This is a genomic window from Azoarcus taiwanensis (assembly GCF_012910885.1).
Classification (GTDB): Bacteria; Pseudomonadota; Gammaproteobacteria; order Burkholderiales; family Rhodocyclaceae; genus Azoarcus_F; species Azoarcus_F taiwanensis.
Genome location: NZ_WTVM01000126.1, coordinates 1 through 11,450, shown reverse-complemented (window position 1 = coordinate 11,450; position 11,450 = coordinate 1). Strand labels below are relative to the sequence as shown.

The window sequence follows — 11,450 nt, the reverse complement described above, 5'->3', positions numbered from 1 at the left end:
GAGCGAGCGAACCGAAGCCGCCGCTCAGGAAGCAGTGGAACGTGAGCGTGCAGCGGAGCGCGAGCGGGCATGCGGCCAGGCGCGCGGCCAACTGGTGGCTCTGGAATCGGGGCAACGGGTGGCCCGTTTCAACGAACAGGGCGAGCGCGAATTCCTGACCGATGAACAGCGCACCGAGGAGATCGAGCGAACACGCCGCTTCATTACCGACAACTGTCAGTGATCAGTCGGCGTCGCCACCGCCCTTCTTCATCGCCTTGCCCTCTTCCGCGCGCTTCTTGCGCACCGCCTTCGGGTCTGCGATGAGCGGGCGATAGATCTCCACCCTGTCTCGATCCCTCAGCACGGTGTCGGCCTTGCACAGCTTGCCGAAAATGCCGATTTTGTTGGTCTTGTCGACCTCGATCTCGGGATGGAGGGCGAGCAGTCCCGACGCTTCGATCGCCTCGCCCGCCGTCGCGTCCTCCTGCAGGTTCAGCGAAATGAGCTCCTGCCTGTCCGGTAACGCGTACACCACCTCGACGTTGATGCTGGCCACCATCGTCATGCCCTCCGATAGACTTGCTCGGCACGCTTGACGAACGAATCGACAAACGTGTTCGCGATATGGTTGAAAACCGGTCCGAGCGCCTTCTCGAGCAGTTTGCTGGAAAACTGATAGTGAAGATTGAACTCGATCTTGCAGGCAGTCTCCCCGAGCGGGGTGAACAACCAGCTGCCGTCGAGATGGCGAAACGGCCCTTCGCGCAAATGGATATGCATTTCGTGCGGCCAGACCTTGCTGTTTTCGGTGCTGAAGTGCGCCTTGATGCCGTGGTAGTTGATGTGAATCGTCGCAACCGTCCGGATATCGGTGCGCTCGATGAGATCGGCGCCGCCGCACCACGGCAAAAAGCTCTGGTAATCCTCGACGCGATCGACCAAATCGAACATCTGCGCCGCCGTAAACTCGATGAGGACGATTTTCTTGACTTCGGCCATGAAGAAACCGGCTCTGCTAGCTGCTAAACTTTCGGATTCTACAGCAAGCCGGCCGCGCCCCGCGCGCTGCGACAGGCCGAGATTTCTCCAATGAGCATTATCGATAACCGCAAAGCCTTTCACGATTATTTCATCGAGGAGAAGTTCGAGGCCGGCCTCGTCCTCGAAGGCTGGGAGGTCAAGGCCATCCGCGCCGGCCGGGCCAATATCAAGGAAGCCTACATCATCATCCGCAACGAGGAATTGTTCATCCTCGGCATGCACATCACACCGCTCACGAGTGCATCCACGCACGTCAGACCGGACCCGGTTCGCACGCGCAAGCTCTTGCTGCACGCCCGCGAGATCGCGAAGCTCATCGGCAAGGTGGAACGCGCGGGCTTCACGTTGGTCCCACTGGATCTGCATTACGCCAAGGGCATGATCAAGGCGACCATCGGACTTGCCAAAGGCAAGAAACAGTACGACAAGCGCGAAGACGAAAAGAAGCGCGACTGGGAGCGGGACAAGGCTCGCCTGATGCGCGTAAAAACCTGAGCGACAACCGGAGACCCCCTGAGTGACTTACCTCATCATCGGACTGATTCTCTTTCTTGCGACCCACTCCGCCCGCATCTTTGCGGAGGAAGGCCGCGCACAGCTGATCGCCGAGCGCGGCCTGCTCAAGTACAAGATCGCCTACTCCATCGTCTCGGTGATCGGCCTGGTGCTCATCGTCTGGGGTTACGGACTCGCGCGCTACGACCCGGTTTATATCTGGTTTCCGCCAATCTGGACCAAACACCTTGCGGCACTGCTGACCCTGCCGGCCTTCATCCTGCTGGTTGCGACTTATGCACCCCCATCGAAGATCAAGGCCCTGGTCGGCCACCCGATGGCGGCCGGTGTAAAACTGTGGGCGCTGTCCCACCTCATCGCCAATGGCACGCTCGCTGATGTGCTGCTCTTCGGCAGTTTCCTCGTCTGGTCGATCGCCGCCTTCTCGAGCGCGCGTCGCCGGGATCGCGCGCAAGGCGTCGCGCCGGTTCAAGGCAAGCTGCTGAACGACGGCATCGTGCTCGTTGCTGGCGGCGTACTCTGGTTCATCTTCGCACGCCACCTGCACGCAATGCTGTTCGGTATCGCACCGTTTGGTTGAAACTCAGGAACTGCACGACAGCATCGAGCATCCTGCCTTCTGGCGCGCCCAGTCGGGCCGCCGCGCGGCATAAGCCTCGCGCCCAGGCTGCTCCTCGTAGGGTCGGCGCATCACATCCAGCAGCGTCAGCAGTTCGCTGGCATCGCCCTGCTCCGCTTTTTCGATCGCCTGCTGGGCAAGGTAGTTGCGCGGCACGAAGCGCGGGTTGGCGGCATTCATGATGCTGACCTGACGATCGCGTGGCATGGGGTCGAGGCGGCTACGGGCAGCATAGCGATGGAGCCAGCCAAGTAACGCTTCCTCGCATTGATGCCGCTTTGCTTCCGAATAGAAGGCGGCTTCGAACGGCGCAAGCGACGGGGCGGCAAGGTCGAGCGTTGCCAGCGACCGGAAGAAGATCGTCATATCAACCTCTCCCCGCGCGAGCAGCCCCTGCAACTCGGCAAGCGCCTTCGCGTCCTCGTCATCAAGGGTGGACAAACCGAGCTTGGCGGCATTGGTTTCGCGGCTGGCCTGCTCGTAGGTCCGCACGTAAGCGTCCAGCGCGGCCTGCAAGCCCTCGGCGTCTTCGAGCAGCGGGAACAGTGCATTGGCCAGTTGCACCAGATTCCACTGTGCGATCCGGGGCTGGGCGCCGAAGCGATAGCGACGACCTCCGGCATCGGTGGTGTTCGGTGTCCAGTCCGGGTCGAAATTGTCGATCCAGCCGTAGGGGCCGTAATCGATCGTCAGCCCCAGTATCGACATGTTGTCGGTATTCATCACCCCATGGACGAAACCGACGCGCATCCAGTGCGCCATCAACGTCGCGGTGCGCTCGCACACCTCGCGAAACCAGTCGAGGCGGCGCGTACCCGGCTCACCAGTCAGATGCGGAAAATCACGTCCAATGGTGAAATCCACCAGGCGCTCGAGCACATCGAGTTCGTTACGCGCGGAGAAAATCTCGAAGTTGCCAAATCGAATGAACGACGGTGCCACCCGGCACACCACCGCACCAGGCTCCGCCCGTGGGTTGCCATCGTAGAACATGTCGCGCACCACCGCCTCTCCCGTAGTCACAATGCTCAAGGCCCGCGTCGTTGGCACCCCCAGATGGTGCATCGCCTCGCTGCAGAGGAACTCACGAATCGACGAACGCAGCACGGCACGACCGTCGGCCCGACGCGAATACGGCGTCGGCCCGGCGCCCTTGAGCTGAAGTTCCCAGCGCTCGTCGCGGCTGTTGAGCGTTTCGCCGAGCGTGATCGCACGCCCATCTCCCAACTGGCCCGCCCACTGTCCGAACTGGTGGCCACCATAACAGGCGGCATATGGCGCCATGCCCGGCAGCACCGCATTGCCTCCGAAAACCTCGGCGAAATCGCGCGATTCGATCTCTTCCGGCTCCAGTTCCAGTATCGTCGCAACTTCGGGTGAGTATGCCATCAGCGCCGGCGAGGCAACCGGGGTCGGCATGACACGGGTGTAGCAGGCACGATGCACTTGTCGGACACGCAGCGACGAATCTGGGTCGCCGGGCAGTTCTGCAACGAAGCGGTTGTCGAAGTTGAGTTTGTACATTGTCTGTGAGGTGCAGGGTTGAGCTGGATGTAGGACGCAAGCGGCGCAAGACGGTTCAGAGTAACGGTGCGTTTCGCTCCGCTAAACAGGACGCTATGCGATGGGTCGCGTAGCGCTGGGGCTCGGAATCGCCATTGGGTGCTGTCAAGCAGCACGCGAGTCGCACCGATCGAGGTTCGTATCGTATGACGTCAATATCTGGCCCTTGACCCCGAGGCGCGAACCGTAACCGCACTGGCAGCTGAATTTCATCCGCTATAATCCGCGGACTCTACCCTAGGAATATCGTGCAATGCCCTTTCTCGCCGGCAAACGCATTCTCGTCACCGGACTGCTGAGCAACCGCTCGATCGCTTTCGGCATTGCCCAGGCGATGCACCGTGAAGGCGCGGAGCTCGCCTTTACCTACCAGAACGACCGTTTCCGCGAGCGAATCGAGAAGATGGCGGAGCAGTTTGGCAGCAGCATTGTCCTGCCCTGCGACGTCCAGGCCGATCAGGATATCAACAGGCTTTTCGACCACCTCGGGGAGAAATGGGACGGGCTCGACGGACTCGTTCATTCGATCGCTTATGCCCCCAGCGAGGCGCTCGAGGGTGATTTTCTAGACACTTTCTCGCGCGACGCATTCCGCATTTCCCAGGATGTCAGCGCCGCAAGCTTTCCGCTGCTGGCCAAGGCGGCCCGGCCGATGATGAAAGGTCGCAACGGCGCCTTGCTGACGTTGTCGTATCTCGGCGCGGTGCGCACCATGCCCAACTACAACATCATGGGACTGGCCAAGGCCAGCCTTGAGGCCTCGGTGCGTTACATGGCGGTCAGCCTCGGCCCCGAAGGCACCCGGGTCAATGCCATTTCGGCTGGGCCAATCAAGACCGTTGCTGCGGCCGGCATCGGAAGCTTCGGGCGCCTGTTGGCCTTCAACGAGCGCAATGCACCGCTGCGCCGCAGCGTGACCATCGAAGAGGTGGGCAATGCAGCCGCATTCATGTGCTCCGATCTGGCCAGCGGCATCACTGGCGAAATCATGTACGTCGATTGCGGCTTCAACACGACTGCGCTGGGTAGTGCGGAATACGCCTGACTCGCACTGACCCTGTCCCGGGATTCCGTGCCATTCAAAAGTTGAGAATCCTCCATGATCGACCGTCCCTAGGCTAAGTCTCCTGCGATCGCTTCGCGTGCCTGGATGATGTCCTCATACTGGACCGCCTCGTCGTCACTGCCGCTATCGAGCGCTCGTTCCACCATGAGGTCAGCAGCCTCCTGGAGGACTGCTGCAACGTTGGCAATTGACAGACCTTCCAGTGCGCGAGCCACCTTCACTTCCGTGACACTCTTTGCGAACACCGCACTACTTTTCTCTTTCCAGGACTTAACGAAGAAGGCGATCGTTTTCACATCTGGCAAGTCGAACTCGATCTTGGTGCCGAATCGACCGCCGCGGACCGCAGCCGGATCGAGTTGGTCCGGGTGGTTGGTGGCCGCGATCCATACGATGTCATGCACTTTGCCACCAGCGCCATCCATCGCGGTGAGCAACCGGTTGGTGATCGACGCTGAGTGCCTTGCGTAACGCCGGTCGGCCAGCACATCGTCGGCCTCGTCGATAAACACGATCGCCGGACGAAGGTCGCGAGACTCTTTCACAATCTCGTCGATACGCTCGGGTTTGCCGAGAAGCTCGTTTCCGGAAACGGCGATAAAGGCCCATCCCGACGACTTGGCAAGTGCGCGAGCAACCGCTGTTTTCCCGGTACCCGGCGGGCCATAGAAGAGCAAGCCCGTGGGCACCTTGCCTCCGCGCGCCTCGACTTCCTCGATGTTTCTCATGCGGCTGGCGATACCGTCCAGGCGCTTTCGCATCTCAGACGGAAGTGTGAGTTCTGACAGGTCAAGCGCATCTGCCGGCAGGGCTCCCTTTCGGCCTTGGATAGTGCGCAGGGCCGCTTGGAAGTCCGAATAAACCAGCATGATCACATCGTCCTTCAAACCGGTACGGATGGCCTCATCCACGACCGCGCGAATGCGCGCCACCGAGAAGCCCGCCCAACGTTTGGCAGCCATGTCCACTGCTTCGGGCAAGGCCTCCAAAACGCCCCGATGCGGCTTGATAGCGTGCTCGATGAGGCCACGCCTGGCCGGTTCGTCTGGAGGTGTAATCTCGACCTTGAAGTCGAATCGTCCTTCGCGAATGGCAGCCTGGTCGAGTTTGTCCAGATGGTTTGTCGCCGCAATGACGACAATTCTGGACTTGCGAGCACGCACCAGTTCTGTCAGCAAGACGTTGGTGGTCTTCGGGCCTTCGTCTGACGTTGAGTTGCCCGCGTATCGGTCTTTGATCAGGCTATCAATCTCGTCCAGAAAGAGCACGCAAGGCGCCTGTGCATGGGCATCGGCAAATGCTCGTTTAACCTGTTCGGAGGTCTGATTGATGTAACGACTCGTGACGTCCCCGAAAGTGACGGTCATGATAGGAAGTTCCAGCTCGCCGGCCAAGGCCTCCGCGAAGAAGGTCTTGCCATTGCCGGGTTCGCCGAAAAGGAGCATTCCGTTTCGTCCGTTGCCGGTTTGCTTCTGCGAGCCAACGATCTCATGTCCAGCTTCGAGTAGTCTCGATTTAACATCAGCCATGCCAACAATGTGCTTGAAGCTCACTGCGGGGCGCTCTGCCGGGAACAGGATCCCGTCGTTCTCCTCGCCGTCATCATCGACGTCACCGCTGCTTGAGCTGAGCGCTCGAGTCTTGTCGGTTTGGGGCATGCGATACGCTGCGGCACCGGCGCAGATTACGGCGAACGCGAGAAACTCGGCCACTTGCAGCCAGGGCACGTTTGCCACGATGGCGCTCACCAGCGCGACCGCAGCAAACGGCAGGTGCAAGTAAGCGATCGGTTGTGCCCAACGGTCGCCCGCGATGAGTTTCATCAGCACGACGAGCACGACCGTGTAGACCGGCAAGGCCGCTGTCCAAACTTCAATGACGCTGATGAGGTTCGTTCCGGGGGTCAGCGCTCGGTCACCGAATATCGCAACCGCCAGCATGACGATCGTCATGTAGACAGCGACGAGTGCTACCAACACATACAGGCCGATGACCGTCCATGATCCGAGCATCGAGGCGCCCTTTGCTACGAATGAGAGATTAGCCCGCATGACGAACCTCCAGCGCACGATCAGCCACGTTAGCCCACTGGCCGGGGAAAGACTGGCGCGATGCGTCGATACTGGATTCCAGATTGCTTCTCAGAGCCTGGACTTGCTCGCGCTTTGTGCCAGCCGGAACATGCGCGACGAAGAAGGCCTCCAATCGCTTGGTGTCCCGGTTATAACGGGCCATTCGCTCGACCTTCTGGCAGCCAGCATCGCTGGCGCACACGCTCTGCAATTCGTTCCTGAGCACTTGCGTGAAGATCAAGCTCGAACCGCCCCAGCGTACGAACATCACGATCGCGAGCAGCATAAGCACTGCTGAAACCAGGATGTCGACTCGCCTTTCAATAGCACTAGATTTCATCATCATCTCCTTCCTACTGTCCCAAGACCGTTATAAGACCCTCACGGAAGTCGAGCATGCTGTTCGTGTTCTGGGCGAGATCATAGAGATCCTTAATGACCTGTCCCTGGCGAACACTGCTTGCGGTGTTGGGTAAGGCGGCAATTCTGCCGACGATCTCGGTGTCCCGGCGGGTTAAACGCGTGTTGAACAGTTCCAATACGTCCATCATGCGCCCTGCGGCACTGGCGTCAGGGAAAGCCTCCTTGATGCGCAACGCCATGCGAGCGCCCGTTATCGACTGTCCTAGCGCCGGTATCGCAGCGGCACAGTCCAGTCCGTTTTCCACTCGCTCCCGTGTCGTCGTTTCGCCCTGCGGTTCGATCATGAGCGGACTCGCGTACTCACGATACGAACTGATCCGACGATAGCCTTCTGAGGCCACATAGGCGACCGGCCGGCCCGCATCCTGGCCGATGCATCGCAAAGCGCTGATGACGTTGCCCGCTACCGGGACGATGGTTGCCATGTCCTCATACGCATCGAATCGCTCGTCCATGATGTGGATGTTGCGCACCACGGCGCTGAGCGCGTACAGCTCGGCTGCGTCTCTCACTACCCTGTCTTCACCGACGTAGTAGTTCGAGGTCTGATACAAATGCCGATCAAGCATCCGATGACAGTTGACCTGTAGCGATTCAGCGTTCGGACCACGGAAGATCATGTCGGCGTAGCGCGATCGAGCGTCGACACCGATGGACGGTCCCCCGTGCATACCACCCTGCTTGAGCCATTCGTCGAAGCCGTCGCGTTCGACGAACTCACGAAACTCGGCATACGACTCATGGCAGCCCCATCTTGACGCTTCGTCGAAGGCGTTGCGGGTGAGTTTTACGGCACGCCCAAAAGGGTTTCGATCGTTTCGGCTCAGTTCGCGGGCTCGGTCACGCACCTGAAGGTCGCGCGTCAGAGAACCGTCTGGACCAAGGAAACCGGGTGTGTAGGTGGAATAGCCGACCGTCGTATATCCACCGAAAGCTTGATTGACACCGGAGAAGTTACTCCATTGGTAGTCGCTCACCTGCCTGCGCATCTCGCGGTCTTCGCGGATGTTCTCGGCGATCCGAACCATGATCGGGGCGGCCTGCTTTCGGAGTTGCGAGAACTCGGGGGGCTTCGGGAAGTAACCGAGTTGATTCGGCGGCACGATCACAATGCTGTCAGTTGGATTGTGAAGCACGAAGTACGTGGCATTGGCCTCGACCACACGTTCGGCGATCGCCCCATTGGGCAACGCGAACGGTGTGTTTGCCGGCATGTCGGTGTACAAGGACGCGCTAACAGCGCCGCTCGCAGTCGCGCTTTGAATCGGTGCGCCTTGTCCGGTTACCGTGCCGAGAGCGTTGTTCGTCGTCTCGAGCGCACGATTGATGGCGCGCAGAGCCTCGAGCAGTGCGCCGCCAGAGCCGGCCTGGGCAACTTCAACCCGAACAGCGTGTTCAAACGAGAAAAATGGCGAGGTTTGCGCCAACGTTTCCGTCATCGCGGGCAGCGCAGCCATCGTAGCGCGGGCCTCAGTGTGTAGTGCGGGCAGGATCGCGTACGCCCCAGGCTTCAGGCGCACCGCGCTGCCGCGAGAATCACGCAGATCGGCTACCGCCTCGCGCGACGAGCTGACCACGGTAGCCTGCAACGCAGCCATCTGCGCTGCAACATGACCTAGAATAACACCAAGGGCAACCTCCTCCTGAGCGAAGGCCTGGTCGCGGGCTTGAGTCATGAGCTTGATGTTCTGCTCGAGTGAGCGCAGATCCGAAGTGGTGCGCACACGCGGCAACTGTTCCAGCCCCCCCATTCGGAAGTTGTCCGATTGCGCGAGCTTAATGCCATTGATCTCAACATTACGCGCACCGGAGAGAAACCCACTAAAACCGCCTCCATCGACCACATCGAGCGGCGCGCAGGCACTGAGGGCTGCAACAGTCAGTGTTGCCAGGATCAGTGTTCGCAGTTTTTTGGGTTTCAGGTTATGCATGTGAAATCTCCTATGTACCGAACCCATTATCCCGACACAGGACGGAAGAAACACCCCCGCGGGCGCGGGGAAGACAGGTACGCCGTGATGCCGGTCACGCTCGCCACGGAAACACCCCCACGGGCGTGCGGAAGACGCTTGAGAATAGGCATAGGGGCGGTCAGTTTACTGACCATTCCCTTCCCACACCACGCGGTATGCGGGTCCGCACGGGGCGGTTCGAGCAGTTGAGGTTATGAGAACCCGGATACGCCCAGTCGGTCGAAGTAGGCGATAGGCACTGCGCGGCTCAATCCATGCGGCTATTACGCCACCAGCACCGACTGTTCGCCGCCACCTTGACGGCGTCCTCGTCGGAGGCGCCCATCGCCTTTAACTCCCGATACATCGTCGTGCTCTGACGCCAATGCTCGAGCTGTACGGCACGCAGCCGGTGTCGTACCCACTTGTCCAGTTCGCGGAACGCCCCGGGTGTCTACGCGAGCTGGAAGTACGCCTTCCAGCCCGGCATATAGGCTAGCAGCCGTTCGACAATCTCGATCAGGTTGCGCCCCCCCGAGCGACGCGTGAATTGCCGGATGCGTTGCTTGAAGGTCTTGAGCGCCTTGTCAGCTACCCTGCACTTGACCGTCCCGCCCGGACCGCACCAGAAGGCATAGCCCAGAAACTTGCGGTGCGAGGCCAGCGCGACGGCCGTCTTGCCGTCGTTGACCTTCAAACGGAACCGGTCATAGAGCTTGCGCAGCCCATGCGCGCGGCGTCCCGGCCGGAAGGCGCAGCTGTGCTCGGAGAAGGTCGGATCAATGATCCGCTGCAGGACTTGCAGCAGGGCTTGCTGGATCAGGCGATCCGTCGCCATCGGAATCCCCAGTTCGCGTGTCCCGCCATCGGGCTGTGGGATCTGGACGCGCCGCACCGGGAGGGGCCGGCAGCTCCCATCCAGAAAGGATTCCCGAATCCGGGGCCAGTGCGCTCTCAGGTACTCCGCCGTCTTGACGATCGACCGTCCATCCACCCCAGCACCGCCGCGATAGGCATTGACGCGTTTCCACGCCGCCACTATGTTCACCCTCGCGAGCACCTGCGCAAGCAGGCCGTCTCGCCCAGGGCTTCCAGTTGCATGCCGCGCCGTCCGTGCTTCATCACGCAGCGCCTCAAGCGCGGCTTCACCTCACCCTACCGCATTGCGCCCCGGTTCCCCGGACTTCGAATGCACTACACGTTCGAGCGACACGGCCTTCGACCCTCCCACTCGCTCGGCCCTTCGCCCCAAACAGGCTGCTACTACGGCCTCTGCTGAGTTCTCGGTCCGGCTCACCACCGTCGCCCTTTGTGCGCTGCGCGCATCCTTCGCTACGCTCAGGACCAGCCTTCGGCTGTCCTGCGTCCTTTGGGTTGGTCAGGCACAAGGCGAGATCCCAGGTAAGATCGCACTCCTTCACTGCACAACCGCCGGATTTACGCCACTTCGCCTTGATCACGAAAGCTTCGCGGTTCATCGCCCGCTCGCCCTGCTCGGCAGCGTCTTCTATCCGATTCTTGTCCATCGCCTTGCAGCTTATGCTCCACGCCTCCTTCCGACGCTCGGTCGCCCTCGCGCAGTTGCACTTCACTTCGTTCGCTGTGATCAACTTACAGCGGGACTTTCACACGCAAGAGTGCACCCGTGCTGAGCGCATAACGAAAAAGCCCGGCTTGAAGCCGGGCTTTTTGCTTTACTGACCTGATGACCTCAGGGATTGTCGCTGCGCAGAGCCGCCGCGCGCACTTCCACCTTGTACTGATCCCGCAACGAGGCCAGGAAGGCATCAAAGTCCTTGTCGGCCACCCTGGCACGATACTCATCGGCGACCGTGCGCAAACGGGGGTCGTCGTCGTCGAGTTCGGCTCGCTCCACCGACTCGATGCGGTACAGCGCGAAACTGCCGTCTGCTACCGGCACGCCAACATGCGCCGGCAACTCGGCACTCGGTGCCGAGAATACGGCCTGCATTGCCCGCTGCGGCAGCGTCGGCGTGGCACGTTGCACGCGGCGAATGGTGCTCCACTCGAGTTCCGGTGCTTCGCCCGCGGACAGCTGGGAAAGCAAGGACTCGCCATGCTCACGGGCGAGTTCGGATGCACGTTCGGCACGCAACTGGCGCTCGATCTGCTCGCTCACCGCTTCGAACGGCAGACGCTGTGCCTCCTGGTATTCAAGTACGCGGGCGGCAAGCAAGGTGCCGCGTGCGACTTCG

General features: G+C 60.8%; 10 protein-coding genes and 2 pseudogenes. 4 read left to right on the top strand and 8 right to left on the bottom strand.

The window, feature by feature from the left end; translation table 11 throughout:
• Positions 1-223 (top strand): annotated as a pseudogene (locus tag GPA21_RS16215) (DUF4124 domain-containing protein); the annotation flags it as partial.
• Here the strand turns inward: GPA21_RS16215 and GPA21_RS16210 are convergent.
• On the bottom strand, positions 224-541 hold the full coding sequence (locus GPA21_RS16210) for an RnfH family protein (protein WP_168989169.1): 318 nt from the start codon (positions 539-541) through the stop codon (positions 224-226). It lies immediately after the preceding pseudogene.
• Positions 542-543: 2 nt separating this feature from the next.
• Positions 544-981 (bottom strand): type II toxin-antitoxin system RatA family toxin, encoded by a 438-nt coding sequence (locus GPA21_RS16205; RefSeq protein ID WP_168989168.1) that lies wholly within the window; start codon positions 979-981, stop codon positions 544-546.
• Between the two features lie 90 nt (positions 982-1,071).
• On the opposite strand from GPA21_RS16205, the gene smpB reads away from it, so the two are divergent.
• Positions 1,072-1,518: an SsrA-binding protein SmpB gene (gene smpB, locus GPA21_RS16200; protein WP_168989167.1), complete on the top strand. Its 447-nt coding sequence runs from the start codon at positions 1,072-1,074 to the stop codon at positions 1,516-1,518.
• A gap of 22 nt (positions 1,519-1,540) precedes the next feature.
• Positions 1,541-2,119, top strand: coding sequence for an NnrU family protein (locus GPA21_RS16195; RefSeq protein WP_168989166.1), 579 nt, complete (start codon positions 1,541-1,543; stop codon positions 2,117-2,119).
• A 3-nt stretch (positions 2,120-2,122) separates the two neighbouring features.
• Here GPA21_RS16195 and GPA21_RS16190 read toward each other — a convergent pair whose 3' ends face one another.
• On the bottom strand, positions 2,123-3,682 hold the full coding sequence (locus GPA21_RS16190; protein ID WP_168989165.1) for a protein adenylyltransferase SelO: 1,560 nt from the start codon (positions 3,680-3,682) through the stop codon (positions 2,123-2,125).
• Positions 3,683-3,974: 292 nt separating this feature from the next.
• Here GPA21_RS16190 and GPA21_RS16185 point away from each other — a divergent pair, with 292 nt between their 5' ends.
• Positions 3,975-4,766: an enoyl-ACP reductase FabI gene (locus GPA21_RS16185; protein ID WP_168989164.1), complete on the top strand. Its 792-nt coding sequence runs from the start codon at positions 3,975-3,977 to the stop codon at positions 4,764-4,766.
• 68 nt (positions 4,767-4,834) lie between these two features.
• Here the strand turns inward: GPA21_RS16185 and GPA21_RS16180 are convergent, their stop codons facing one another.
• From GPA21_RS16180 to GPA21_RS16160, 5 genes and pseudogenes are all read right to left on the bottom strand, one after another.
• Positions 4,835-6,739, bottom strand: a complete 1,905-nt coding sequence (locus GPA21_RS16180; RefSeq protein ID WP_168989163.1) for an AAA family ATPase — start codon at positions 6,737-6,739, stop codon at positions 4,835-4,837.
• A gap of 88 nt (positions 6,740-6,827) precedes the next feature.
• Positions 6,828-7,145: a hypothetical protein gene (locus GPA21_RS16175; RefSeq protein WP_168989162.1), complete on the bottom strand. Its 318-nt coding sequence runs from the start codon at positions 7,143-7,145 to the stop codon at positions 6,828-6,830.
• Positions 7,146-7,212: 67 nt separating this feature from the next.
• Entirely contained in the window at positions 7,213-9,267 is a 2,055-nt protein-coding gene (locus GPA21_RS16170; RefSeq protein ID WP_211163648.1) for an outer membrane factor lipoprotein domain-containing protein, read from the bottom strand.
• A 421-nt stretch (positions 9,268-9,688) separates the two neighbouring features.
• Entirely contained in the window at positions 9,689-10,282 is a 594-nt protein-coding gene (locus GPA21_RS21300; RefSeq protein ID WP_339379786.1) for a group II intron maturase-specific domain-containing protein, read from the bottom strand.
• 663 nt (positions 10,283-10,945) lie between these two features.
• Positions 10,946-11,450 (bottom strand): annotated as a pseudogene (locus GPA21_RS16160) (SurA N-terminal domain-containing protein); the annotation flags it as partial.

Coding starts and splice junctions, on each gene's coding strand:
- GPA21_RS16190 (WP_168989165.1), bottom strand. CDS start 3,682: ATGTACAAACTCAACTTCGACAACCGCTTCGTTGCAGAACTGCCCGGC.
- GPA21_RS16175 (WP_168989162.1), bottom strand. CDS start 7,145: ATGCTGCTCGCGATCGTGATGTTCGTACGCTGGGGCGGTTCGAGCTTG.
- GPA21_RS16185 (WP_168989164.1), top strand. CDS start 3,975: ATGCCCTTTCTCGCCGGCAAACGCATTCTCGTCACCGGACTGCTGAGC.
- GPA21_RS16210 (WP_168989169.1), bottom strand. CDS start 541: ATGGTGGCCAGCATCAACGTCGAGGTGGTGTACGCGTTACCGGACAGG.
- GPA21_RS16180 (WP_168989163.1), bottom strand. CDS start 6,739: ATGACGATCGTCATGCTGGCGGTTGCGATATTCGGTGACCGAGCGCTG.
- smpB (WP_168989167.1), top strand. CDS start 1,072: ATGAGCATTATCGATAACCGCAAAGCCTTTCACGATTATTTCATCGAG.
- GPA21_RS16205 (WP_168989168.1), bottom strand. CDS start 981: ATGGCCGAAGTCAAGAAAATCGTCCTCATCGAGTTTACGGCGGCGCAG.